We start from the raw sequence: 25,126 nt of genomic DNA, 5'->3' as shown, positions 1-25,126 counted from the left end.
CGCTCCGTTCCTTTCACCGTCCCCGATTAATGGTGCGGACCGGCCCTGGAAGTGAAGTCCTTGAGCGGTGCGGACCGGTCGGCGGCCGGCCCGCACCGTCGGGATCGTCAGGCGAGTTCTTCGATGAAGGCCGCCAGTTGGGCGACGTTCCGGCATTCGTGCATCGGGACGATCCCGCCGTAGGCGGTCGCCAGCGAGTCGCCGGTGTCCCACTGGGCGGTCGGTTCCGGATTCAGCCAGTAGGCGTGCCGGGCGCCGGCGCTCAGGCGTCTCAGCGTCTCCAGCGCGGGCGGCTGGTAGTTGGACCGGGCGTCGCCGAGGATCAGCAGCGACGTCTTGGGCCCGATGGCGTCGCCGTACCGCTCGGCGAACTCCTCCAGCGCGTGGCCGTAGTTGGTACGGCCGAACCGCACCATGTCCGCCTCCTGGGTCAGTCGCGTCATCGCCTCCACCACGTCGGCGCCGGGGACGAAGAACCGGGTGATCTCATCCACGGTGTCCACGAACCCGAACGCCCGGACCTTGGTGAACTGCTCGCGCAGCGCGTAGGTCAGCAGCAGCGTGAAGTGGGCGAAGGAGGCGACCGAGTCGCTGGTGTCACAGAGGACGACCAGTTCGGGCTTGTGCGGGCGGCGCGGCTTGTTGAAGGTGTTCAGCGGCACCCCGCCGCTGGACAGTGAGGCCCGTACGGTCCGGCGGAAGTCCAGGCGGCCACGGTGGCCGAGCCGGTGCTTGACGGTCAGCCGGGCGGCCAGGCGGCGGGCGAGCGGGTGGACCTCCCTGCGCAGCCTGGCCAGGTCGGCCTTGGTGATCCGCAGGAAGTCGAGCTGCTCCAGCGGCGGCCGTACGGCGGAGCGGGCGATCCGCTCGATCCCCGAGTCCTCGGCGATCCGGCGGCGCACATCGGTGGAGACGGCCTCCTCGAACCGCCTGGTGTTCTCGTTGATCCGCTGCCGGGCGACCTTCTCGGCCAGCCCGCCGCGCTCCTGGCCGGCCAGGACCTCGGCGAGCAGCCGTGCCATGAGCGTCTCGGGGGAGAGCGCCCGCATCACCGAGTAGGAGAACCAGTTCTGCCTGCCGGGGCCCGCGGGCTGGCGGCCGAAGCGCTCCACCATCGCCCGGGCGAACTCGTTCATCCCCTCGGCGCCCAGCAGCAGCCGGGCCAGCCGGTCCCGCAGCTCGGGAAGCGGGGCGGCCTCCAGATCCAGGTCGGGGGCGTGCGAACCGCCTTCCTGGCGGGGGTCGTACAGGCCGCTGGTCGAGGCGGGGAACCACAGGTCGAAGAGCACGTCGAAGCCCGGCCGGTGCGAGGGCCGCTTGACCAGGGTCGAGGCGTAGGCGGCGCGCAGCGAATCCCGCTCGCTCAGGTCGATCACCTGCAGGGCTCTGGCGGCGTCCAGCCCCTCGGCCAGCGACACCGGCAGCCCGGCCTCACGCAACGCGTGCACGAAGCCGATATGACGGTCGAGCAGGCTCATGTCCCAGCCCCCATGCCGCTCACCCGGCCGGTCCCGCCGCTCGCACATCCGTTCACGCTGGAAGATCCGATCACGTGCTTTGCCCGGCCGTTCGCGGGTCCGGCTCCGTGATCCGTTCCGCGGTCCAAGGGCCCGGCCTCGCGTCCGGTCGCGCCGTTCACAGGGCCAGCTCCTTGCGCGCCCGGGTCTGGTCGGAGGCGTGCTTGAGCACCACCCCGAGGGTGGCGCCGATCGTCGCCTCGTCCAGCTCGGTCCGTCCCAGGGCGAGCAGGGTGTTGGCCCAGTCGATCGTCTCGGCGATCGAGGGGGCCTTCTTCAGCTCCAGGGTGCGCATCGTGGCGACCGTACGCGCCAGCTGCTCGGCCAGGCCCGCCTCGATCGTCGGCACCTGGGCCAGAACGATGTCGCGCTCGCGCTCCGGCGTCGGATACTCCAGGTGCAGGTAGAGGCAGCGCCGCTTGAGCGCCTCGGAGAGCTCGCGGGTGGCGTTCGAGGTCAGCACCACGTACGGCTTGCGCACGGCGGAGATCGTGCCGAGCTCGGGGATCGTGACCTGGTAGTCGGAGAGGATCTCCAGCAGGAGCCCCTCCACTTCGACGTCGGCCTTGTCGATCTCGTCGATCAGCAGGACAGTCGGGACCTCAGAGCGGATCGCCCGCAGGAGGGGCCGCTCCAGCAGGAACTCCTCGGTGAAGATGTCATCGTGAGTGGCGTCCCAGTCCCGGTCCGATCCGGCCTGGATGCGCAGAAGCTGCTTCTTGTAGTTCCACTCGTACAGTGCCCTGGCCTCGTCCAGCCCCTCGTAGCACTGCAGCCGGACGAGCTGGGCCCCGGTCGCCGCCGCCACGGCCTTGGCGAGCTGGGTCTTTCCCACCCCGGCCGGGCCCTCGGCGAGCAGTGGCTTGCCGAGCGCTCCGGCCAGGAAGACCGAGGTCGCTATGGAGGCGTCGGAGAGGTAGTCGACGGCACTGAGCCGCTCCCGGACGTCTGCGGGCGAGGCGAACCACATGTGTGCTCCCAGTACAGGACCGAATGTTGTTCTAGCTTAACCGCTGATCGTCGGTGATTTCGAAGCCCTGCCCGATGTGCGCTATCCTTCGAGGGCTTCAAGCGCCGCTAGCTCAGTTGGTTAGAGCAGCTGACTCTTAATCAGCGGGTCCGGGGTTCAAGTCCCTGGCGGCGCACAGCGCATCCGAACAGCGCACCCACGATTCCGTGGGTGCGCTGTTCGCGTTTAACGCCGTCCCGGTTTGTGCCGGTTTCTGCCCGATGTTGGCTCCATGTTTGCTCGAACGCCGCCGCATCGCCGAAAACGATCATCCGGCCGATGTGATCGTTCCCGCCTGACCCGCCCCCCGCCTCGCGATCATCAGCGAGGGGCCGTCCTCGTGTCCGGGGCCGGCGGGCGGCGTGAACGCGCCACAGAGTGCGCAAGGCGGGAAGGAGGACGACGCGCACACGGCCGGACGAGGGCGGGCTTTCGGGGTGGTCGGGCTGTTCCGCCGGTGGCCCAGGGCGAAGAGCTGACGCAACGGTGGACGAGCGCCGCGAACCGCTCAGGCGAGCCGATCTCCAGAACATCCTCAGGAGGTGGCAAGTGGGAAGGCTGGTCACGCATACCGAAAGTGTCTAAACATCTTTGACGTTTTCGTAAGGGCAGTGCTCTACTCCCTGCCATGACGACTCTGACGAAGCTTCAGCCTGCCCCTGTCATCGACGAGACAGTCCGGCTGGTGGTCGAGCACTACGTTTTCCCTGAGATAGCCGAGCAGCTCGCCGGCCTCCTCCAACGACGTCTCGCCGAGGGGGCCTATGACGTCGACGGTGCCGAGGAGCTCGCCCGTCTGGTCACCGCGGACCTGCAGTCCGTCAACAACGACAAACACCTGAGACTGAAGCACCACGCCGACCCGGTGCCCCCCAAGCAGATGGAGGCCACCCTGGCCTCCATCCGCCGGGACTTCGACACCTCGCTGGGCGGTGCGCCCCGGGTGGAGTTGCTCGACGGAGGGATCGCCGTGGTGGAGCTGGCGCCGATGCTGTTTCCGCTGGATTGGGCCGCCGAACCGCTGAGCGCCGCGCTCACCCTGGCCTCCCGCGCCCGGGCGCTGATCGTGGACCTTCGCAGCAACCGGGGCGGCGACCCGGACACCGTCGCCTTCGTCTGCAGTTACCTCTTGGACGAGCGCACTCACCTCAACACCATGCACTGGCGCGACGGCGAGCGCAGCGAGCAGTCCTGGAGCCTGCCGCACGTTCCCGGCGCGCGCTTCGGTGGCAGCAAGCCGTTGTATGTGTTGTCCAGTGAGAGCACCTTCTCCGCCGCTGAGGAGCTGGCGTACGACCTGCAGCAGCTCGGCCGCGCCGTTGTCGTCGGCGAGCGCACCCGCGGCGGCGCACATCCGTGCAAGGGCTGGACCGTGCACCCACACCTGGAGGCCACCGTCCCCACTGGCCGCGCCATCAACCCCGTCTCCGGCACGAACTGGGAGGGCACCGGTGTGCAGCCGGACGTCCCTTGCGCTGCCGCTGAGTCCCTCGACCAGGCGCACGCACTGGCCCTCGCCCGACTGGCAGACTGACGCAGTCCAGCTCATCGACAGTGTGGCACCCAAAAGTCCTTCGTGATCAAGGCAACTGGAGCTCCGGGCGTGGTACCAGACCTCGCTGAGGTCGGTACCAAATCCCGCTCGCCCCCGAATAGCGCGCTGGGCCCGGGCTGGCCTCCTTCGAAGGCCCTGGCTTGGGCGTATATGGGCTGAACTGCGCCACGAGCGCGCCTGCGCCGCTTGGTGCAGGCTGGGGATGAAAGAATCTCAAACGGCTCATTTAAAATATATGCCGCCTAAATGAGAAATCGCACAATGGGGCATATTTATTTACATGAAATGAATTGGAGAAGGTTTTTGGATTTATGTTGTTAATTTAAGCCTCGTTGGCCGGGGTGGCGTATTTGATGGCGCCTGTCGGGGTACTTCTCGGTGCGATTGTTTGGGCACTACGGGTGCCTATTTCTTCGGAATCGCAACGATGCGGATGAAAATGAAATTAAGCGGTAACGGGCGAATCGAGGCTCCGCCCCCCGTTGGGCAGCACTACCAGGCATGGAGTGTCGCGGCGACAATAGCTGGAGCTTTTCTCGCAGTGGCATGTCAGGTGCCGGCGAACGCCGATGCCAAAACGACGGAAACCTTCTACGTTAATTCTCTGATCGGTGATGTCAGGGCGATTCTGAGCCCCGGCCTCACTATCGCTCCACGAAATATTTACACCCATGCCAAGGCCGACGGCTGGAAAGGGTGGGGAAAATCCTGCGAATACCTGCCCAGCCCGCCGAGGCCGATAGATGATCCGAGCTCGCAGGCCTCGACGGAAGTAAGCCTGGCCTTGACGTCGGCCCCTTCATGCCAGACAGGTCCAGCGGGTCCGACGGGCCCGGCGGGTCCGACGGGCCCGGCCGGACCCCGGGGACCCGCTGGCCCACAAGGTGTGAGCGGTGTGAGCGGTGCCGATGGCCCTGAAGGAGAGGCAGGTCCGACCGGACCCGCAGGTCCTGCGGGCCCGGTCGGACCGCGGGGCCCGGCAGGCACGGCCGGTCCTCGCGGTACCAGCGGCGCCGACGGCCCGGAAGGAGCACCAGGTCCGACCGGCCCCGAAGGTCCGGCCGGCCCGCAGGGTCTCTCCGGTGCGGACGGCGCGGTAGGCCCACAGGGTCCGGCGGGCGCTGACGGCGCCAATGGCGTGGACGGAATGGACGGTGCGGTAGGTCCGGCGGGTGCGGACGGCGCGGATGGCGCGGTCGGTCCGGTGGGTCCGCAGGGGCCGGCGGGTGCCGATGGTGCGGTCGGTCCGCAGGGTCCCGCGGGCACGGACGGCGCGGTAGGTCCCGCGGGCACGGACGGCGCTGTAGGTCCGGCGGGTGCCGACGGTCCGGTCGGTCCGGCGGGTGCTGATGGCGCGGATGGAGTGGACGGTGCGATAGGTCCGCAGGGTCCTGCGGGCGCGGACGGTCCGGCAGGTGCCGATGGTCAGGTGGGCCCGGTAGGTCCGCAAGGCCCGGCGGGTGCTGACGGCGTGGATGGCGCGGCGGGTCCGCAGGGTCCCGCTGGCACTGATGGCGCGGACGGCGTAGTAGGTCCGGTAGGGCCGGCGGGCCCGGAAGGTCCGGCGGGTCCGGAAGGTCCGGCGGGTCCGGCGGGTGCTGATGGCGCGGTGGGCCCGGCGGGTCCGCAGGGTCTCTCCGGTGTGGACGGCGCGGACGGTGCCGTAGGTCCGCAGGGTCCGGCGGGTGCCGACGGTGCGGTAGGTCCGGCGGGCGCTGACGGCGCGGTGGGCCCAGAAGGTCCCGCGGGCGCTGATGGAGCAGTCGGTCCGCAGGGTCCCGCAGGTGCTGATGGTGCGGTGGGTCCGGAAGGTCCGCAGGGCCCCGCGGGTGCCGACGGCGCGATCGGTCCGGTCGGTCCGCAGGGTCCGGCGGGTGCCGACGGCGCGGATGGTGCGGTCGGTCCGCAGGGTCCGGCGGGCGCGGATGGTGCGGTGGGTCCGGTAGGACCTACAGGACCACAAGGGCCGACCGGTCTTATCGGGCTTGCAGGTCCCATCGGGCTCACCGGTTTTATGGGACCTGTTGGTGAGATTGGCCCCGAGGGTCCCGCAGGACCACAAGGTCCTGCGGGAGCCAATGGCGCCGAGGGGCCGGCGGGCCCGGTGGGGCCGGTGGGGCCGCAAGGACCGGCCGGACCTGCCGGAGTGGATGGCGCCGAGGGGCCGACAGGCGCCCCCGGAGCTGACGGCGCCGATGGGCAGGCAGGCCCTCAGGGTCCTGCTGGGGCGAATGGCGCCGACGGTCCGGCGGGTCCGGTGGGCCCGGCAGGATCCACCGGTCCGGCGGGTCCCGCGGGTGAACAGGGTCCCGCAGGACCGGCCGGACCCATCGGTCTGACCGGTCCTGCGGGACCGACCGGCGCGGCCGGTCTGGCCGGGCCCACCGGTCTGACGGGTCCTGCGGGTCCGACCGGCGCGACGGGCGCGACCGGCACGACCGGTTCGCGTGGTGCCACCGGTCCGACAGGCCCCGCGGGTCCGACGGGTCCGACGGGTCCGACGGGTCAGCAAGGTCCTACGGGTCCGATCGGGCAGACAGGGCCTGCGGGTGCGACCGGTTCGCGTGGCACCACCGGTCTGACCGGAGCCACGGGTCCGCAGGGTCTCACGGGTGCACAAGGTCCTGCGGGACCTACGGGGCCCAGCGCGAGCATCGTCGCCTCCAGGGAGAACGGAACGGAGTTCACCGCGTTCGCCTCGGGCGCCGGGACGACGTTGGTCAGGGATCCGCGAACGGTCCCTCTGTGGCACAACCTCTCAACGCTGACGGGTTACCCCGGCAACGTGATCGGGGTCGCCCTGAATGAAGATCTCGTCAACCTCAACGTCACCGTGCTGAGTTCGACCGGAACGGTCGCCCGGACGAGCTGTCTGGCGCAACCTACTCCGGGAACGCTCCTGAATCCGGCGGCGTGGCCGACGAACTGCTCCGCCTTCGTCAATATAACCCCCCCGAACTGAACTAACCGGGGGCATGAAAGGCAGGAAAGGAGTGCGTGTCGTGTTCGGGATGACCCGGGCGCGGCACGCGTTCCGTCTGTGAAGGGAAACCCCGGATGGCGCTCATCCCGTGGCCACCGGAAAGCCGGTCGGGCTGTGCTCACGGAGAAGTCCGGCGAGTCGGTCGCTTCGAACGACCTCGGGGCCGCTGTCGACGGAGGTGTCTCACTCTCCGGGTGCGTTCTTCCGGGATTCTTACCTCCGAACGAGACCATCCCGTCGCCAAAGAACTGGAAAATTCCGGTAAACAGACCGGTCGGGACTCCCGGCCCAGCCGCCTATTGCAGGGGAAATCTCCCCCGAGGTCAAATTTGTCGTGCTTCGTACTTTTTAGTGGCTTATGACGGGTATAGGGATTTAAGTCCGTTCCGTACGAAAGCCGGAAGGGGGCGTGGGTCATGATCCGACCCGCAGGCCTAGAACAACATCCCGATCTCATCGAGATGCGAGAGAGGTATGAGCGAGCGGGCTCCAGCACGGCAGCCCAGGGAATCGACGGACTCTCCCTCCTCGCAGGGCTATGGCTGGCTATCTCTCCATGGGTAGTCGGCTTCAACGGTCTGTCCAGGATTTCCGTGAGCAACCTGGTCACCGGTATCGCGCTCGCCGCGCTGGCCATGGCGTTCGCGGCAGCCTTCGGCCGAACCTACGGGCTGAGCTGGATCGCAGCGATCATCGGAATCTGGACCATCATCGTGCCGTGGGTCACGAGATCGGCGACGACGTCGACCATCTGGACCAACGTCGTCACCGGCGTCATCATCTTCCTGCTCGGGATGGGAGCGGTGGCGGTGAGCGCCAGGAAGATGCCCAACATGGGCGGCAGGACCTCCCACATGTCGAACGACATGTCGGGCAGGACCTCCAACATGCCGGGCAGCAGTATGCCGGGCCATAACATGCCGGGCAGGCCCTGAACAGGCCTGAACAGGCAGACCCCGAACCGGTGCGACGCGGTGTGGCGGGCGAATGCTCGTCACGCCCGCCGGACACCGGTGGCCTCTCGTCCCACCTGAGGTTGATCATCACGGCCCGGGGCCGTCGTCCCGGAAGAGAAGAAGCCGCCTGTCCGGCCGTTGCCGGGCGGGCGGCTGCTCAACGGGGCCCGTACGGCTCCCGCACGGCTAGAGCCGCACCTCTTCGGACTCGCGTCCGTGCACGATCAGGGCGTAGATGACGAGCACGTCGATGGCGATGGCGAGAAGCGACCACCATGGGTAGGCGGAGAAGAGCAGCATCTGCGTGACGGCGTTCACCATGGCGAGGATGACCGCCACGGCGCGGGCCCAGGTCTGCCCGGCGATCACCGCGAAGCCGGCGACGACCAGGAGAATGCCGAGTATCAGGTGGATCCAGCCCCAGGCGGACAGGTTGAACAGCAGGGTGTTGTTCGGAGTCTCGAGGAAGAACGTGCTCCTGAGAATGGCGACCAGGCCGTAGATGATGTTGAACGCACCCGTCAGGATCATCATCAGGGCGGCGAACCAGACCCAGCCGACCCAGCCGGTGATCCTCGGGGCCCCCGTGCTCGTGGTCCTCGTGTCCCTCATGCCGCGTGTCACGCCGGTTCCCTCGTTGCGCAGCATGCCGCTTTCGCCGTGCACCCTCTCGGTTCCCTCGTCGTGCAGCATGCCGGTTCCCTCGCCGGGTATCCTGCCGGTTCCATCTCCGGGCACCCTGCCGGTTCCCTCGTTGTGCACCATGCCGCCTCCTCCTTCATGATCGTGAGTCATTACCAGGAGTGATCGCCGCTGCGGGGGGAGGTCATGTCACCCGAAAAGGGTGAACTTCAGACGAAACCCTGCCGGGTGGCCTGGCTGATCGCCTCGCGACGGGTCGTGACCCCGAGCTTTCGGTACACCGAGCGAAGGTGGGTCTTGACGGTGTTGACCGACAGGAAGAGGTCCTCGGCGATCTCCTTGTTGGTCATGTGCGACGGCAGGAAACGGAGTACGGCCAGCTCGCACTGGGTCAGGGCCGGCGCCTCGTCGCTGTTCGGGTTCACGGCTCCGCGCTCGAAACGGCGGAGGATCTCGTTGCCGAACGGGACACGGGGACCGTTGGGCGGCACGAGAATCGTCAGGAGCGACCTGACCGATCGGCCGCCGTCGAGGAACACCCGCCGTGCCCGGTGCGGCTCCGCCAGCTCCAGGGCCTGATCCAGCAGCTCGGCGGCCGACGACGTCGCTCCCAGGCGGCGGTGCGCGGCCGCGGCGACCAGCAGCGCGGCGACCCTGTCCAGCAGGCGCGTCTCGCCCGCCGTACCCCTCAGGCAGTCCTGCACGGCGACGAGTGCGCGCACCGGGTCGTTCCGTATGAGGTGCAGCCGTCCCATGGCGACGGCGTCCGAGGCAGGCGGTGGAGAGCCGGCCTCCGCGGCTGCGGGCTCCGGGACCACGGCCTCTTCGGCCACGGGTCTCGCAGCCACGGTCTCCGCGGCTGCGAGAGGCAAGGCCGCGGGTTCCGAACCCGTGAGGGTCGGGGCTGTGGGGTCCGGGTCGGGCAGAAGGCTGGGAAGGTCGGTCGCAGGAAGCCAGGCGATGTCGAGGAGGGCCACCGCCTGGATGAGCCGAGACGACAGCCGGCACCGCCTGTTGAGTTCTGCCAGGCATGATCGGGCGGCGGCGACGTCGCCCCCGGCGACCAGGGCTCGCGCGCGGATCAGCGTCGCGAACGCGGGGACCGGCCCGTCTTCCGGAGGCCGCCTCCGTGGCCACGGCTCGATCCGATCCAGCAGCCGGTGGACGTCGGCGGGTTCGTCGCGTTCCAGGTGCACCCAGGCGAGAGCGAGGTCGGCGATCGGGTGAGGTCGTAGCGACGGCGTGGGGCCGCGGAGCGTACCGGCCGTCTCCTTCGCCCGGGCCAGGTCGCTCTGAAGCGTTCCGACCGTTTCCTCCGCTCCCGTCAGATCGCCCTGGATCGCGTCGATCAGCGCCGCACACGCCATCGCGAAACAGGTCAGAGCGGGAAAGTCGCCGGCTTCGAGCTCCTTCACCGCGCGGCGCAGAGCCGTACCGGCCGAGACGAACTCGACGTTCCAGCAATGGGCGAGTCCCAACGCCAGCAGCAGGCAGCCGGTCGCCCTGCGCTCGGCGGGCGCGTGCGGTGGTACGCCGCCGGTCCGGTGGAGCGCCCGCCGGGCGGTGGAGAGGCTCTCCGGGGTGCAGTCGCCGCCCATCCAGGCCCGGACGAGATCCAGCGCGGCGATGATCCGGTTGATACGGGGCTCCACGGTCCCGGCGGCCCTCCCGGCCGACTCGATGTACGGCGCGGCCGCGTCGGGGTCTCCGGCGACCAGCCGGGCCCAGGCGTGGGCGAGGGCCACCATCGGTGTGGCGGAGGTGAGCTCGGGCGGAAGGCGCGTGAGGATCGCGGAGAGTTCGCCGTCCTCGGCCCCGAGGAGGACGCGCACGTCGTCCTCGGCCAGTATCTCGACGGCGTGCTCCCAATCCTCTCCGGCGACCGCGGCTCGCAGGGCGTCCAGCGGCCTGCCGCTCGATCGATGCCGGCGCGCCGCCTCACCGAGAAGACGGGGCACGTCATCGGGGGACTCTCGTCCCAGCTCGGCCCGGAGGAACTCCCGGAAGAGCGGGTGGAAGCCGTACCCCGGCCGACCGGCGTCGGGCGCCTCCACGAAGCAGTTCTCCCGGCTCAGCCGATCCAGGATCCGCGCCGCGTCGGCCGTTCCGGTGAGCGTGCCGGCCAGATCGGCGCTGAGCGGGGAGGCGACGCTGGCGCGCAGAAGGAAACGGCGGACCTCGGGTTTCTGGCTGCTGAGCACCTCGTCGCGGAAGTAGTCGCCGACGATGCGGGTGCTCCCCGTGAAACCTCGCCCCTGCCGGTCCGTTTCGCACTGCTCCTTCAGCCACAGGCAGGCCAGGCGCAGGCCGGTGCTCCATCCGCCGGTGCGTGCGACCAGCTCCGCCACCTGGTCCGTGCCGATCGGCAGGTCCGCCGTGCGGAAATACTCGGCCGCCTCGGACTCGGTCCAGGCGAGATCCCCGGCTCCGATCTCCGCGAGATCGCCGGAGACGCGCAGCCGGGCGAGCTGGAGGGCGGGCCGGTGGCGGCCCGACAGTATGAGACGGAGCTGTGGTGGGGTGCGCCGGAGCAAGAGGTCGAGGCCGTGCAGGACCTCTGGCTGATCGAGCTCGTGGATGTCGTCCATCACGAGGACGATCGGCCGATCCCTCCCGGAGACCGCCTCGACGATCTCATCGACGAGGTCCATCGGCGGAGCGCGGTCCGGCGAGGGGGCTCTCGGTGACGGCTGGACCTGTCCGAGTGCCGCGGCCAGATGAGACCAGAATCTGTGCGGCTGGTTGTCCGCGGGGTCGACGGTGAGCCATGCGACGTCGTGAGTCCTGCCGCAGGTGATGCTCCACGACGCGCACGCGGTGGTCTTGCCGGAGCCCGCGGGAGCGCTGATCAAGGTGACCCGGTGTCCGACGGCGTGATCGATCTTCTCCTGAACACGGGACCGGGGCAGTACGGCCACGTGGAGACGTGGAGGCGCGAGCTTGCCGGCCGGCGGCGCGCAACCGCCGCCTTCCGGCCGGGGAGTGGATCCCCGCGCATCGGCCACAGCCGTCATGACGCCCCCGACCTCCCAGCCGGAGCACAGACGGAATCCCTACTTGTCCGGCGGGCCGTACCAATCACCAAATTACTTCTGAATTACCGCTTTTCCCGGAATCAACGCAGGTCACTCCCGTTCGGGGCCGATCTTACGAATCCTCGACGTTCGGCCCTGACGGCTCCGTCACCTGGAACCGGATGAAATTCGTTCCGGGACTCCGGTAAGCGCGCTGCAAGCGGTGATCAAGCCCTGGCCCCCACTCTGTGACGCAAGAGAAACCCGAAAGGTTGTAAAAAATGCCGAAAAATGCGTATGTCGTGGGTGCCGGGGCCGGACTCATCCTGCTGGTCGCCGGCGTGTATGGGCTGACCTCTCTGTCCACCATCTCCTGGGGAGTGCCGACCTTCATCGTGGGCATGTTCCTGGCGACCATGAGCTCGATCCTCCTTGTCACGAAGCTGGCCCACGGTCAGGGCCCGGCGACCGGCGTCCTCGGCCAGATGAAGAGCTTCATGGGAACCGGCAACCAGGACCTGATCGGCACCGGCGTTCCGGTGCGAGCGTTGATCACCTCGATGCGAGACACGGGCACCACCGTGAACGACCAGGTGGTCGTCGCATTCGGCCTCCAGGTCCAGCCCGCGGGCGGCCCGCCGTACACGGTGAGTCACCGCCAGATCCTGCCGCGTCTCCTGATGGGCGCCGTGCTTCCCGGCAAGCTGGTCCAGGTCTGGTCCGACCCGGTCGACGCCCAGCGCCTCGCCATCGACTGGTCCGCCCTCCCCGTCCAGCAGTCCTGATCCTCGCCGGGAACGTCAGTCCCAGTTGCCGATCTTGACGTCGTGGGGATCCGAAGCGCCCTTCCCGGTTTCGACCAGCGACTTCAGGCTCATCAGAAAGACCGCCCACTTGGTGCTGCAGTGGTGCATGAATTCCACCGGCTCCTTCCAGCCCTCGTGCTTGAAGAGAACGACGGTGTAATCGTCGACCTGATCGAGGTCCCAGCTCACGTGCGTGCCGATCCATTCTTCGGGTCCTTCGACCACCTCCCACAGCACGCGCTTGCCGGGGTGGAGCTCGAGGACCTTCATGTCGAATCCGCCGGAGTCGAACCGGAACCGGAGCACGCCGCCGAGCTCGTCGCCTTCGCCGTGGGTTCTGGTCGTCCACCAGCCGGAAAGCCCCTCGACGGTGGTCAAGGCCGTGTAGACCTCGGCCACCGGCGATGTGATTCCGATCCTGTGCAGGATGTCCACCATTTTCGATTCCTCTTTCCAGAGTTGGTTCTCGTCCGAGTTCTGTGAATTCACCGCTGTGTGCCGTGCCGGTCTCTGCCGCGCTGAATCGCCTCGGCGATCTGCTTGATGCGCCGGAGCCTGGCGTCCCACGTTGCCTCCACCGAGGACAGCCCAGCGATCGCGCGAGCGAGTTGCGCCTCGTCCACCCGGTACCTCCTCTCTCGTCCGGCGGGCGACGCGTGCACCAGGCCGACGCGGTCGAGCACGCCGAGATGTTTCGCGATGTGCAACCTTTGGTTGCATGTCAAATTAGCGCGCGATCCACGATTGTGCAACCATCGGTTGCTCGTTTGGAGAAGGTCGAGACCCGTCGACGTCCACACATGTCCCGGCGAAGGCCGAGGAGCCGAGGCTGCTTCCGGCCGCGTCCGGTCCCGGATCTAGGGCGCCGGGATGCCGTTCGGGCGGGCGGGGCGCCCGAAACGTACGGGGACACCCGGCGAGTAGAGCACGCTCACCGGCGGTCCGGCCGGTTCGGGCAGCCCTGCCGCCGCCACCAGGTCTTCGTCGCACTCGATGAGGTCGGCTCGGTGCAGGGGCCAGCGCGGGTGGGTGTTCGGCAGATACATCGGCCGCCCGAAAAAGGTGTTGTGCATGCCCCAGCGGGCGGTCAGGAAGTGTTCGAGCTCGGTGGGCTCCTCGATGCGCTCGCCGGTCCGTATGGTGATCCGGCTGTGCGCGCCGCGCGGTCCCGGCCAGCGCCGTGTGCCCGTGTAGGTGATGGTGTCGCCGCTGTGACGGATGGCCATCCGGGACCATACGTACGGCAACCGGAAGGCGGTCCGCGCGACGATCACCGGGATCAGGCGGGAGGCGTCGAGCGAACGGAAGACCACGCCGCGCCGCCCGTGGGCGTCCACCGAGTAAAGACGGACGTTGGTCTCGGGGAAGGTGCCCAGGTAGGGGATGCCGGGGAGGCGGAACCAGCCGATGCGATGCATCCGGAAGGCGACGAGGCCGACGTAGGTGACCCCGTCGAGGGTGTCCGGGACGGTCCCGGCCGGTAGCAGGGGTGCCACGTCCGCCGGATCGGCGGCCCAGTGCAGGAAGGCCATGTCGAGCCACGACTGGGTGAGCAGAGGGCTCGGGGTGGAGCGGGGCGGGTCGGCCGTAACCGGCTCCGGAACGGCGGGCGTGAGCGACACGACATCAGGATCTCAGAACACGCCACCCCCGCCCATCACCGGCCGTTCGTGCCGGATCCGGCTAGCTGGCCGGCCTGCGCCGGACTCGCACTACTTCCACGGGACAAAACTCTTCTTCGGGACGCCGGGAGGTTGGGGGGTGATAAGGACATCGGCGTTGTCGTCGGACTCTGGGAGGCCGTTGGCCGGCCAGGATGAGCGGGTGACCTTGCTACCGGGTGGAGCGACGATGGGGGCGGGGGAGCCCCAGCCGACGTACTCGGTGGTGGTCGTGTTGCGGAAGAAGGGCCGGTTATCGCTGATCTCCCAGAAAGAGATGATCTGAAAGGGAAGGCCCTTCTCGTCGGTGAAGACGCCCCAGCCCACCTGAATGCCGCCGGTGACGGTGTCGAGCTTACGCCCGACGATCTCACGGAAGGTCGAGGAGAGCTCGTACAGCTTGGAGAAGGTGGTGGTGCCCGAATAGAGGGTGGCCTTTCTCTTCCTGCCGTCGAAGCCCTTGATCGCGACGACCGTGCCATCGGTGTTCTTCTTGATCAGCAGGGCTTTCAGGACGGCCGGCTCGAACACGTTGATCACTTGGTCGCCGAAGGCCGCCGCTGCGCCGCTGCTCCGCTGAAGGAGGGCCCAGGTCTTCCCTTCGGGAAGGAGGGGGGCGTAGTGCTTTCCGGAGGCGTAGCGCCAGCCTTTCACGCTGATCGAGCGGTGTGCCTGGGTCAGCGTGAGCAGGCTCTGGGACTGCTTGTCGCCGCCCTGCGCGTTGTCCTGGGCGACCTGGCGGGCCACGGACTCGAACGTCAGCCGGCGCGTCATGTCGGAGGCGACGACTCCTGATCTCCCGAGCTGGAGTGAGCCGCGGTTCTGGACGCCGTATCCCGAGCCGTACGCCATGTGGTTCACGATCCGCCCACCGGCCATGCGGACCTTGCTCTGCTCGACAACCCTTACTCTGACGCCTTTGGCGAGTTGGTCGTTCAGCGCGCTCACCGGATTGAGGGGAGCGGCCTGGGCGGTGGCGGGAGCGGCCGGGGCCAGAGCTGGCACGACGAGCACGGTGGCAGCGAGGGCGATCCATCGCTTCATGAGCGCGGGTCCTAACGGTGGGGGGTTGAGGTTCGACCGGCTGGAACCCTTGGTGACGGCCTGAGGACATGGGGTCACACAGTCGTCATGATCATGGCTGTTGATCGTATACCGGCCTGTCCGACGGCAGGCTATTCGGGCGGCGGCTTGATCTCCGAATCCTGGTCCATGCTCGAATCGTCGGGGAAGCGCTCGGCGACGTCGGGGCGGGAGCGCAGGCGCTCGGGGAAGCCGGGGCCGAGGGTGGCGGACACGTCGCGGAGGTCGAGAGGCTCACGGCACTCGGCGCAGACGACCTCGGCGTGGGTGTCGTGGTCGTGGTGCCGCAGATTGATCGGCGGGCCGTCGGGGGAGAGCCACTTGTCGCCCCAGTGCATCATCGCCGCCAGGACCGGGAAGAAGTCGCGGCCCTTCTCGGTGAGCACGTACTCATACCGCTGGGGACGCTCCTGGTACGGCACGCGCTCCAGCATCCCCTCCTCGACCAGTCGCTTGAGGCGCTGGGTGAGGATGTTGCGGCCGATGCGCAGGTTGCGCTGGATGTCGTCGAAGCGCCGGGTGCCGTAGAAGGCCTCGCGCAGCACGAGCGGTGTCCACCAGTCGCCCAGCAGGTCGACGGATCTGGCGATGGAACAGGGCCAGTCGGCGAACGGGGTGCGCTTCATGATCTGAATTCTATCCGGCCTCAACAAGTTCGTTGCACTAGTGAACTCACAAGGTTAGAGTCGATTTTGGTACCGAACGGGGGCTATTCATGACGTGGCAGCCGACCGCCTGCGTGTTGTGCGCGAGTAACTGTGGCATCGAGATAGAGCTGGACGAGCGCCGGTTCAAGCGAATCCGCGGCGACAAGGCGCATCCCTCGTCGCAGGGATACACCTGCGAGAAACCGCTCCGTCTCGATCACTACCAGAACGGTACGGACCGGCTCACCCACCCGCTGCGGCGGCGGCCCGACGGCACGTTCGAGCGGATCGACTGGGACACCGCGATCACGGAGGTCGCCGGGAGGCTCGCGGCCGTACGGGACGCCCACGGCGGAGAGACGATCTTCTACTACGGGGGCGGCGGCCAGGGCAACCACCTGGGCGGCTCCTACTCGGGCTCGGTGATGCGGGCCCTGGGCGGGAGATACCGGTCCAACGCGCTGGCCCAGGAGAAGACCGGGCAGTTCTGGGTGTCGGACCGGATGATCGGAAACTTCGCCACCGGCGACTTCGAGCACTGCGAACTCGCGCTGTTCATCGGCAAGAACCCCTGGCAGTCGCACGGCATCCCGAGGGCCAGGCCCACACTGCGCGAGATAGCCCGCGACCCCGCCCGGGCCATGATCGTGATCGATCCGCGGGTCACCGAGACCGCCGAGCTGGCGGACATCCACCTGCGGCTCAAGCCGGGCACCGACGCGTGGTTGCTGGCGGCCCTGGCCGCGGTGCTGGTCCAGGAGGACCTGATCGCCCGCGACTGGCTGGCCGGACGCGCGGAGGGTCTGGACGAGGTCGTGACCGCCCTGGCCAAGGTGCCGGTGGCGGCCTACGCCAAGGTCGCGGACGTGCCGGAGGATCTTGTACGGCAGGCCGCCCGCCGCATCGCGTCGGCCTCGAGCGTGGCCGCCATGGAGGACCTCGGGACCCAGATGACCCTGCACTCCACGCTCAACAGCTACCTCGACAGTCTGATCATCCTGCTCACCGGCAACTTCGGCCGGCCGGGCACCAACAACCCGCCGATCCTGTTCATGCCGCTGGTGCAGACGTCCTACCTGCGGCCGCAGAAGGAGCGGTTCAGCCCGGTGGCCGGAGCCAGGATCATCTCCGGCCTGATCCCCTCCAACGTGGTCGCCGAGGAGATCCTGACCGACCATCCGGCCCGCTACCGCGCAATGCTGGTCGAGTCGTCCAACCCGGCCCACTCCCTCGCCGACTCGCCCCGCATGCGCGAGGCCCTCCAGGCACTCGACGTGCTGGTCGTGATCGACGTCGCCATGACCGAGACGGCGAGGCTGGCCGACTACGTGCTTCCCGCGCCGAGCCAGTTCGAGAAGTGGGAGGCGACGTTCTTCAACCTGGAGGCGCCCGCCAACTACTTCCACCTCCGCCGCCCGGTCCTCGACCCGCCGCCGGGTTCGGACCTGCTGCCCGAGCCGGAGATCCACGCCCGCCTGTGCGAGGCGCTCGGCGCCCTGCCCGACCTGACCGCCCTGCACCAGGCGGCGGCCGAGGGACGTACGGCCTTCGCCGGCGCGTTCCTGACCGCGATGGCCACCGATCCCGCGCTGGCGGCGGTGCCCGAGGTCGCGCTCTATCGCACCCTCGGCCCGACGCTGCCCGCCCCGGCCGCGGCCTCCCTGTGGGCGCAGGCCCATCAGGTGGCGATGCGCCACCCGGACGCGGTCCGCCGCGCCGGAGTCACCGGGGACGACCTGGGCGAGGCGCTCTTCGAGGCGATCCTCTCCAACCCTTCGGGGATCCACTTCACGGTGGACGAGCCCGGCGACGGCCTGCGGCGGATCGGCACCTCCGACGGGAGGATCCACCTCGCCCTGCCCGACCTGCTCGCGGAGCTGAGCGACCTGCCTCCGGCCGGCCCACCCCGCCATCCGGACTTCCCGTTTGTGCTCTCCGCGGGGGAGCGGCGGGCCTTCACCGCCAACACCCTCTACCGCGATCCCGCCTGGCGTCGCCGCGACACCTCGGGAGCCCTGCGCATCAACCCCTCGGACGCCGTCGGGCTGGGGCTGGAGAACGGCTCACTCGCCCGCGTGACCACCCGCAGGGGCAGCGTCGAGGTGGCGGTCGAGCTGTTCCCGGGTCTGCGTCCCGGCCACGTCTCCCTGCCCAACGGCCTCGGGCTCGGCTACCCGGCGGAGGACGGCGTCTCCGTTCTGACCGGAGCACCGCCCAACGAGCTCACCTCGTCCGACGCCCGCGACCGGTTCGCGGGCACTCCCTGGCACAAGCACGTCCCCGCCCGGGTGGAGGCGGTCTGACGGCCCGGCCGACGCCGCTGCCGGTCGGACGGGCGAGTTCGAACGGCGTGCGATCCCGCTCGGTGGAGCAACCGACCTGCGAGACGCCCGTAATCCCCGGCCGGGCGATCCCGCACCTCGGTGACCTTCTCCGATGCGGGCGCGCGGAAGGGCCGGGTCCATAAAGGTTACATATAGTAATTATATAACTACACAGAGTGGTGTACTGTTCGAAGCGTGGCCGCAGATTCACGGAGAGGGGCCCCCCGCAGGCGCTGGAGGTCGGCGCTATGGCTCGTCATGCCTCTCGTGATCCTGATCCACCTGAGCCTGGACTGGAGCTGGCACTCCATCCGCATTTACTCGGGTGCGGAATCCGCGGCTCTCATAGCCGCCGCGGGCCCTGATGTGTGGTCGACGCACCTGCGGACACCCTTCGGTGAGGGCGGTCGTCCTTCCGAAATCGTCAGGCGGCCCACGGCGCCCAAGCACCACGACCCCCATGACATCTGGGCACACCACATCGTTCGCCCACGGGCCGGAGACCGCCTCACCCGGACCCTCCTGCCGGACGGTCTCGCCGGTGGCCTGTTGCCGGCCGGATGGCTCAGCTCGACATGGCCGGACTTCGCTCCGGACCGCCCCGCGAGACGATTTCCCGAAGCATCCCCCGTGCGGCCGGCCAGTGTCGGCCTGTTGATCCGGCTGGGCATCTCCCTGACCTAAGCCGACGCACCCGGCGGTAGGCCCGACAGCCCGCGCGTCCTGTCGCGCGCCGCCGTTCCCGTCGTACGCATCCACTCATGCGGGCCGATTCGGCCGTGCGCCATCGAGCCCGGGCCAATGCCCTCTGCAATCTGCGGATTGCCCGATACCCACGCCCGATCCACGGGAGCACCGTCTCATGCGAGAGATCCAGACCATCAGCGAAATATGGGAATTCTTCTGCCTGCGCTGTCTTCGGACCTGGCAGGACCTCTACGAGGCCTGCCACTCAGATGACGGGCATGGCGGCGACACGGTCGTATGGCGTCGCGGGGGCCTGCCCAGCCCGCCCCCGTGGAGCGACCTCTGCTGTCCTCACTGTCACAACATCTATGTCAAACCCCTGCCGTCGCGTAATCGCCCGCCCGTCTGCCGGATCAGCGAAGTGCCCCAGCAGGACTCGCCCCAGCAAGACCCGATCGCCTCGAATTAGCCGCGCCCGCGGGGGTCATCCCGTGGTGGCGGCCCATGCGACGGTGGTGGAGGTGAGGGCTTGGGGGGTGGCCGACGGGGCGGTGCTCTTTTCGCACGGGTCGAGCTGGGCGGGCTTGTGCTTGGCCGGGGCGGCACCGGGGAAGGAGCGGGCGAAGAACTCGGCCCAGTCTCCTTCCTTGAGAAACTCGCTCAGCTTCTTGCTGACGATCTCGCAGTCGGCGAAGTCATTGTCGGGCAGTCCGATGCCGTACTGCTCCTTGGAGCCGAAGGTCAGATCGGGCAGCACGTGAAGTCCGGGATAGAGTTCGGAATTCGCGAAGCCGTACAGAACCAGCTGGTCGGTCGATACGGCGTCGACCTGCCCCTTGCTCAGCTGGGTGGCACAGTCTTTCAGGGCCGTCAGGACCGTGAGGGTAAGCCCTTTTCTGTCCTTCTCGGCGAGCTGGGCGTGGGACGTCGTGCCGTCGGCGACGCATACGTTTCTGCCTTCTGTCACCAGATCCTCATAGCTCTGGATTCGCCGGTCGCCTTCCCTGACCATCACCCCCTGATACGTGATCATGTAGGGTCCCGCGAAGTCCATTCTTTTCCGGCGATCGTCGGTGATGGAGAAGGTCGCGACCACCATGCGAGCTTTCTCCTCCTCAAGCACCCTGATCCGGCCCTCCAGTGTCACGTCCACGTACTGCTGGTCGATCTGCAGCTTGCTGCTGAGCCAGTCGGCCAGTTCGATGTCGAATCCGCTGCGCTGGTTGGCACCCGGGTCAAGCATCGACCAGCCCGGATGGTCGGTGGTGACGCCCGTGTGGATCACCGCGCCGGAGTGGAGGAACCCGCCTGGGAGCGGCGGAGATGTGGATTCGGAGCAGGCGGACAGGGCGGTGGCGGCGAACAGGGCGGTGGCGAAGGCGACTCGCCGGAGGATCCGGGTCACGGGCGGCTTCCTAGTTGTAGAGAACGGCTTCGGAGACTTTCAGGTGGAGCAGGCAGGAGCCGTCGGGAACCCGGAGATCGACCTGCACGCCCGCCCGGTCCTTGACGCGGCTCAGAGGCAGCCGGATCTCCTCACCGGAGTGGGCGATGGCCGGTGGGTTGCTCCACCGGTCGTCGGCCAGGAGCCTCACCTCGAGCGTGGCCGGTACGACGCAGTTACCGGTGGATCGCGCATTCACCAGGGTGAAGGTGATGGAGAGGTTCTCGCGGCCGGGTGGGCGCCCGGGGATCTCGACGGCGGCCTGTGCCCCGTCCTCCATCGACTGGCCGTCGAGGACCGTGACGTCGTCGGTGACTCTCAGATCGGGGCTGTGGATGACGAACCACCACGTGGACGCGGAGCCCAGCCCCAGCACCACCGCGACCAGCAGCGTCAACCAGAACCGCCCTCTCCTCAGGGGAGGCTGCGGCTCCCTCGTCCGGAAGAGGAGCGCGAGGAGGAGCGCGACGGTCGCGACCACGAAGGACAGGGTCTGGGAGACCTCGGCTCCCTTGGCCCCCTGCGCCAGTAGCGCGATTCCCCCGAAACAGGTCGCGATGCACGCTGGAATAAACCAGACCATATCCCTCAAATAGGGCGTTTGGCTTGGTTTGTGCATCGTCACATTCCACCTCCGGCATTAATCTCCCCGCATTTCGACCGAAAACAATGGTCAAATCTTGAGCGCAATGCTATGTCGGTAGATCAGGTTATTTTCGCTTTTGACTGGATTCCTTGCAGGTGTGGTCGGGGTCTCCACCGGAATGGGTCGGGTGAACGCGGCCCCGAAGCGGCGTTCCCGGGGCAATCTCCGTATTGTTCGTCTGGAATGCGCAAAGAGAGGATGCCGACCCTTTTGTCACGCGAAAAGGTCTCGAAGGCGTAGACGAAGGAAGAAGACCACGCGACGCCACTTTCCGGGCAAGGAGAGCCGGTGGACGCCGTTCGGGACTTGACATAACGATGGGGGTTCCGGTAGTCCGGAAATGGAGACCAGACGCGTCGTGAATCCACAGTGCCGCCGGCCGAAGGTCAAGACTGGAAAGCCTTTGTTTCTCCGGCGGGCAGTCGGGGGTGCCTATGGCGATCTACGAATACCTGTGCCCGGCGTGCGGGCCGTTCGACGTGCGCCTTCCGATAGGAACCGCCCCGCTGTCCCGTGGCTGCTCCACGTGCGAGCGCGGCGCCCGTCGCGTCTTCTCCCCGCCGAACATCTCTCGTACGCATCCGGCGTTGTCCGCCGCCCTCGATCGCGACGAGCAGAGCCGGGAGGCTCCGGCGGTCGTCTCCAGCCTGCCCGTCCGGCGGCGTCCGCGGCCACCGCATCCGGCACTGGCGCGCTTGCCGCGGCCCTGACCGGCGACTGCCGTGGCACTGACCGACGGAACGCCGGACAACCGAATAACAGGACAACACATCCTCGTACGTCCGAACCCGTGACGCCCGTGCCCGGTGAAGGCCGGCGTCCGGTGCGGCCGGGGCACGTTCGTGCAGTCGCATGGCGTGAGCGGATCACGTTGCCCACCTGGATCGACCATCACCGACGCTAGGAGGTGCCACGGATGGGAAACGTCGGGCTGCTCTACGTCGGTGCGGTGCTCTTCATGAACGGGCTGATGCTCCTGGGGAAGGTCGAACCGCGGTCGGCGGCTGTTTTCAATCTCTTCGTCGGGGTGTTGCAGGTGATCACCCCTCTCGTGCTGGTCATCACCGCCAACGGTGACACGAATGTGATTCTCAACGCGTCGGGCCTCTTCCTCTTCGCCTTCACCTACCTGTACGTGGGGATCGGTGTGCTCGGAGAGTTCGACACCACGGGCGTCGGTTACTTCTCGCTGTTCGTGGCCATCATGGCGCTCGGCTACTCGTACGCGAATTTCCAGGTTCTCAACGACAGGCCTTTTGCCGTCATCTGGCTCTACTGGGCGTTCCTGTGGTTCCTCTTCTTCCTGCTGCTGGGTCTGAAGCGGGAACACCTCACCGTCTACACGGGCTGGGTGACGGCGATCGAGGGCTGGGTCACGGGGGCCATTCCGGCGTTCCTCCTCCTCAGCGGTTACTGGCAGCGCTGGAACCAGAGCCTCATCGCGATCATTCTCGTCGCGTTCGGGGTGGTCGTGTTCGGTGCGCTGTGGCCGCGGACCAGGAAACAGGGGATGGGTCCCGCTCGCGGGGAGACCGTCGCCGCCCGTCAGGCCCATCGGTGAACCGTTCGCGACGACCCGGAGGAGAGCCGGGCCGAGGGAGGGAGAGGAGGTGATGCGGCTTTCCGGCATCCGATCGTCGTGCGTCTGATCCAGGAGGAGAACCCGTCATGCCCAAAGTCATATTCAGCGTGGACCAGTCGAAGTCAATGCGCGACCAGGCCGTACCCGGCCACAACCGGTGGCATCCCGATATCCCCACGGCCGCCATGGTGCGCCCCGGAGACGAGTTCCGCCTCGAATGCAGGGACTGGACCGACGCCCAGATAGGCAACAACGACTCGGCCAACGACGTGCGTGACGTCGACCTGTCCCAGACGCACATGCTGAGCGGACCCATCGGGGTCGAGGGAGCGGAGCCGGGAGATCTCCTGGTGGTCGACATCCTCGACCTGGGGCCGGTTCCCCAGCAGACCGGCGGTGTGTCGGGACAGGGCTGGGGCTACACCGGCGTGTTCGCCAAGGCGAACGGCGGCGGCTTCCTGACCGACTACTTCCCCGACGCGTACAAGGCGATCTGGGACTTCCACGGTATATACGCGACCTCCCGTCACCTGCCCGGCGTCCGGTACGCCGGCATCACCCACCCCGGGCTGTTCGGCACCGCGCCGTCGACGGAGCTGCTCGCGAGCTGGAACCGGAGGGAGCGGGCCCTCATCGCCCTCGATCCCGACAGGATCCCTGAACTGGGCCTGCCGCCGCTGGCCGACAACGCCCTCGCCGGAACGGCGACCGGCGACCTGGCGAACCGAATCGCCGCCGAAGGGGCTCGCACCGTGCCCGCACGGGAGAACGGCGGCAACCACGACATCAAGAACTTCACCCGCGGGGCGCGCGTCTTCTACCCCGTCTTCGTGAAGGACGCCAAGCTCTCGGGAGCTGACCTGCACTTCAGCCAGGGCGACGGTGAGATCACCTTCTGCGGCGCGATCGAGATGGGCGGCTTCATCGACTTCCGCGTGGACCTCATCAAGGGAGGCATGGAGAAGTACGGCGTCACCACCAACCCGATCTTCATGCCGGGCAACGTCGAGCCGCGCTACACGGAGTTCATGTCGTTCATCGGCATCTCGGTCGACCACGACACGGACACGAACTACTACCTCGACGCGACGCTGGCCTACCGCCGGGCCTGCCTCAACGCCATCGAGTACCTCAAGAAGTGGGGCTACACGGGCGAGCAGGCCTACCTGCTTCTCGGTTCGGCGCCCATCGAGGGGCGGATCAGCGGGATCGTCGACATTCCCAACGCGTGCTGCTCCCTCTACCTGCCGACGGCGATATTCGACTTCGACGTGCGTCCGAACGCGGAGGGACCCGTCAAGAGGGACAGGGGGCAGTGCGCCGTGACGTCCTGACGGGCACTGACGGGCACTGCTCGGCACTGACCGGCACTGACCGGCACTGCTCGGCACTGGCCGGCACTGCTCGGTACGGTGTAGGCGGGGGTGACCGGCGCTCCTCCGGCGCCCCGCGTTGAGGAGGCCTGCCGGGGCGGGGGTCGCCCCGGCGGGCGGAAGCGGCGGACAGACGGCGGACATCGCTTTCTGACGCCCCCGCCCCTCGTTCTATCCGGCGGTATACCGATAATTTTTGCCTGGCCCAGGGCAGAACTGTCCCTTGGGGCGCTTGACAGGCCAAAATTGATCCGTGGTCAGGATCGGATCGGTAGAGATGGACGAATGCGAGCGTGGGCAACTTCCGCCAGTGCTGGGTCAGCTGTTCGCCGACGGAGGTGACGGGCGGACGCTCTCGGTGGAGTTGCCGCCGGGGGATGTGGTCTGGCCCGACCCCGGTTACGCACAGCTGGCCATTCGTCGCCGTCCGGCGTTCTGGCTCAGTGACGAGGCGGTGCCGGGTGAGCTGTGGGCCGATCTCCGGGCCCAGCATGAGCACTCGGGTCTGTGGCCGGTGCTGCTGGAGGACTCCATACAGCCGTGGTCGACGGGCCAGGTCGCTCCGGACACGGTGGTCGAGATCGATCACTACCACACGGCGGCGTTCATGGCCGAGGTGTGGGCGGACTGGATCGCGAGGGCCCATATCGACCAGCTGGAGCTGCTGGACCCGTTCGGTCCCGAGTGCCCGGGTCCGGCCCCGTCCGGCAAGCTCGCCGCCGACCCCGGCGTGGTCGCCGACTGGTACGCCGGGCTTGTGGCCGAGCGCAGGACCCCTCTCGGGCTGATCGCGGCCGATCGGGGGGCCGACGCTCTGGCCGTCATGGGGTGGCAGGGCGCCCTGAACCACAACGAGTGGATGGTCCCGCTCGCCGCCGTGGTGCGGAGCTGGGAGGAGAGATTCGGGGCACGGGTGGTCGGCATGGGGTTCAACACCCTGGACCTGAGCATCGCCGCGCCCCCGGTGACCTCGGAACACGCCCTGCACGTCGCCGCCGAACACTGGACGTTCTGTCCCGACAGCATCACCCAGGGCGCCGGGACGCTGATCGACTACGCCGAGCAGATCAAGGGCAGGAACACCTGGTCCTTCTGGTGGGACTGACGGGCCGGTCGTCCCCCGGCGGTTTTCCCCGCGCGCGATCCTCAGGACGAAGGACCTTTTGTCGGGGGGACCGTGTATCAAGTACTGGTTAC

General features: G+C 68.0%; 22 protein-coding genes and 1 tRNA gene. 11 read left to right on the top strand and 12 right to left on the bottom strand.

All coding sequences use genetic code 11. The features are described 5' to 3' along the window. Positions 1 to 107: 107 nt before the first annotated feature. Positions 108 to 1,526 carry a vWA domain-containing protein gene (locus CHC08_RS04750; RefSeq protein WP_245878125.1) on the bottom strand — a complete coding sequence of 473 codons (1,419 nt, stop codon included), beginning with the start codon at positions 1,524 to 1,526 and terminating at the stop codon, positions 108 to 110. A 109-nt stretch (positions 1,527 to 1,635) separates the two neighbouring features. After that, positions 1,636 to 2,487: an AAA family ATPase gene (locus CHC08_RS04745; RefSeq protein ID WP_089205912.1), complete on the bottom strand. Its 852-nt coding sequence runs from the start codon at positions 2,485 to 2,487 to the stop codon at positions 1,636 to 1,638. A gap of 101 nt (positions 2,488 to 2,588) precedes the next feature. Between CHC08_RS04745 and CHC08_RS04740 the strand changes: the two genes are divergently transcribed. The 3 genes from CHC08_RS04740 to CHC08_RS04735 all read left to right on the top strand — a co-directional run bounded on the left by CHC08_RS04740 (position 2,589) and on the right by CHC08_RS04735 (position 4,060). Beyond that, positions 2,589 to 2,662: transfer RNA gene (locus CHC08_RS04740), tRNA-Lys, on the top strand. A 31-nt stretch (positions 2,663 to 2,693) separates the two neighbouring features. Beyond that, positions 2,694 to 2,825 (top strand): hypothetical protein, encoded by a 132-nt coding sequence (locus tag CHC08_RS52310; RefSeq protein WP_275937153.1) that lies wholly within the window; start codon positions 2,694 to 2,696, stop codon positions 2,823 to 2,825. A gap of 329 nt (positions 2,826 to 3,154) precedes the next feature. Continuing rightward, positions 3,155 to 4,060 carry a S41 family peptidase gene (locus tag CHC08_RS04735; RefSeq protein WP_089205911.1) on the top strand — a complete coding sequence of 302 codons (906 nt, stop codon included), beginning with the start codon at positions 3,155 to 3,157 and terminating at the stop codon, positions 4,058 to 4,060. 820 nt (positions 4,061 to 4,880) lie between these two features. Here CHC08_RS04735 and CHC08_RS52305 read toward each other — a convergent pair. After that, positions 4,881 to 6,044, bottom strand: coding sequence for a hypothetical protein (locus tag CHC08_RS52305; protein WP_218825123.1), 1,164 nt, complete (start codon positions 6,042 to 6,044; stop codon positions 4,881 to 4,883). Positions 6,045 to 7,480: 1,436 nt separating this feature from the next. Here CHC08_RS52305 and CHC08_RS04725 point away from each other — a divergent pair. Next, positions 7,481 to 7,999 (top strand): SPW repeat protein, encoded by a 519-nt coding sequence (locus tag CHC08_RS04725; RefSeq protein ID WP_089205910.1) that lies wholly within the window; start codon positions 7,481 to 7,483, stop codon positions 7,997 to 7,999. Positions 8,000 to 8,206: 207 nt separating this feature from the next. On the opposite strand, the gene CHC08_RS04720 is transcribed toward CHC08_RS04725, so the two are convergent. Together CHC08_RS04720 and CHC08_RS04715 are read right to left on the bottom strand one after the other, a co-directional pair. Then, on the bottom strand, positions 8,207 to 8,785 hold the full coding sequence (locus CHC08_RS04720) for a DUF7144 family membrane protein (RefSeq protein ID WP_245878123.1): 579 nt from the start codon (positions 8,783 to 8,785) through the stop codon (positions 8,207 to 8,209). A gap of 86 nt (positions 8,786 to 8,871) precedes the next feature. Next, on the bottom strand, positions 8,872 to 11,676 hold the full coding sequence (locus CHC08_RS04715) for a winged helix-turn-helix domain-containing protein (protein ID WP_143653110.1): 2,805 nt from the start codon (positions 11,674 to 11,676) through the stop codon (positions 8,872 to 8,874). A gap of 281 nt (positions 11,677 to 11,957) precedes the next feature. Between CHC08_RS04715 and CHC08_RS04710 the strand changes: the two genes are divergently transcribed. Beyond that, on the top strand, positions 11,958 to 12,461 hold the full coding sequence (locus CHC08_RS04710) for a hypothetical protein (RefSeq protein ID WP_143653109.1): 504 nt from the start codon (positions 11,958 to 11,960) through the stop codon (positions 12,459 to 12,461). A gap of 15 nt (positions 12,462 to 12,476) precedes the next feature. Here CHC08_RS04710 and CHC08_RS04705 read toward each other — a convergent pair whose 3' ends face one another. The 5 genes from CHC08_RS04705 to CHC08_RS04685 all read right to left on the bottom strand — a co-directional run bounded on the left by CHC08_RS04705 (position 12,477) and on the right by CHC08_RS04685 (position 15,852). Beyond that, positions 12,477 to 12,920, bottom strand: coding sequence for an SRPBCC family protein (locus CHC08_RS04705; RefSeq protein ID WP_089205907.1), 444 nt, complete (start codon positions 12,918 to 12,920; stop codon positions 12,477 to 12,479). A gap of 47 nt (positions 12,921 to 12,967) precedes the next feature. Continuing rightward, positions 12,968 to 13,165 (bottom strand): hypothetical protein, encoded by a 198-nt coding sequence (locus CHC08_RS04700; RefSeq protein ID WP_218825121.1) that lies wholly within the window; start codon positions 13,163 to 13,165, stop codon positions 12,968 to 12,970. A 174-nt stretch (positions 13,166 to 13,339) separates the two neighbouring features. Next, positions 13,340 to 14,104: a YqjF family protein gene (locus CHC08_RS04695; protein WP_089205906.1), complete on the bottom strand. Its 765-nt coding sequence runs from the start codon at positions 14,102 to 14,104 to the stop codon at positions 13,340 to 13,342. A 90-nt stretch (positions 14,105 to 14,194) separates the two neighbouring features. After that, entirely contained in the window at positions 14,195 to 15,187 is a 993-nt protein-coding gene (locus CHC08_RS04690) for a hypothetical protein (protein ID WP_089205905.1), read from the bottom strand. Positions 15,188 to 15,318: 131 nt separating this feature from the next. After that, positions 15,319 to 15,852 carry a winged helix-turn-helix transcriptional regulator gene (locus CHC08_RS04685; RefSeq protein WP_089205904.1) on the bottom strand — a complete coding sequence of 178 codons (534 nt, stop codon included), beginning with the start codon at positions 15,850 to 15,852 and terminating at the stop codon, positions 15,319 to 15,321. Between the two features lie 89 nt (positions 15,853 to 15,941). Between CHC08_RS04685 and CHC08_RS04680 the strand changes: the two genes are divergently transcribed. Together CHC08_RS04680 and CHC08_RS50535 are read left to right on the top strand one after the other, a co-directional pair. Further along, positions 15,942 to 18,176 (top strand): molybdopterin-dependent oxidoreductase, encoded by a 2,235-nt coding sequence (locus CHC08_RS04680; RefSeq protein WP_089205903.1) that lies wholly within the window; start codon positions 15,942 to 15,944, stop codon positions 18,174 to 18,176. A 279-nt stretch (positions 18,177 to 18,455) separates the two neighbouring features. After that, positions 18,456 to 18,881, top strand: coding sequence for a hypothetical protein (locus tag CHC08_RS50535; protein ID WP_089205902.1), 426 nt, complete (start codon positions 18,456 to 18,458; stop codon positions 18,879 to 18,881). A gap of 487 nt (positions 18,882 to 19,368) precedes the next feature. Here CHC08_RS50535 and CHC08_RS04670 read toward each other — a convergent pair whose 3' ends face one another. Together CHC08_RS04670 and CHC08_RS04665 are read right to left on the bottom strand one after the other, a co-directional pair. Continuing rightward, a complete protein-coding gene (locus CHC08_RS04670) occupies positions 19,369 to 20,289 on the bottom strand; it encodes a transporter substrate-binding domain-containing protein (RefSeq protein ID WP_089205901.1) in 921 nt (306 codons plus the stop codon). Positions 20,290 to 20,299: 10 nt separating this feature from the next. Beyond that, a complete protein-coding gene (locus CHC08_RS04665; RefSeq protein WP_089205900.1) occupies positions 20,300 to 20,911 on the bottom strand; it encodes a hypothetical protein in 612 nt (203 codons plus the stop codon). Between the two features lie 497 nt (positions 20,912 to 21,408). On the opposite strand from CHC08_RS04665, the gene CHC08_RS04660 reads away from it, so the two are divergent. The 4 genes from CHC08_RS04660 (at position 21,409) to CHC08_RS04645 (ending at position 25,034) form a co-directional block, all read left to right on the top strand. Beyond that, entirely contained in the window at positions 21,409 to 21,684 is a 276-nt protein-coding gene (locus CHC08_RS04660) for an FmdB family zinc ribbon protein (protein WP_089205899.1), read from the top strand. Between the two features lie 206 nt (positions 21,685 to 21,890). Then, entirely contained in the window at positions 21,891 to 22,535 is a 645-nt protein-coding gene (locus CHC08_RS04655; protein ID WP_089205898.1) for an AmiS/UreI family transporter, read from the top strand. Positions 22,536 to 22,642: 107 nt separating this feature from the next. Further along, positions 22,643 to 23,890 (top strand): formamidase, encoded by a 1,248-nt coding sequence (gene fmdA / locus CHC08_RS04650; protein WP_089205897.1) that lies wholly within the window; start codon positions 22,643 to 22,645, stop codon positions 23,888 to 23,890. Between the two features lie 349 nt (positions 23,891 to 24,239). Further along, complete coding sequence (locus tag CHC08_RS04645) at positions 24,240 to 25,034, top strand: DUF4253 domain-containing protein (RefSeq protein ID WP_245878122.1); 795 nt, start codon at positions 24,240 to 24,242, stop codon at positions 25,032 to 25,034. Positions 25,035 to 25,126: the final 92 nt, after the last annotated feature.

Source organism: Streptosporangium subroseum (genome assembly GCF_900188345.1).
In the GTDB taxonomy this organism is placed as follows: Bacteria; Actinomycetota; Actinomycetes; order Streptosporangiales; family Streptosporangiaceae; genus Streptosporangium; species Streptosporangium subroseum.
Note: the sequence above shows the minus strand (reverse complement) of the source record. Positions and strands in the feature narration are given on the sequence as shown.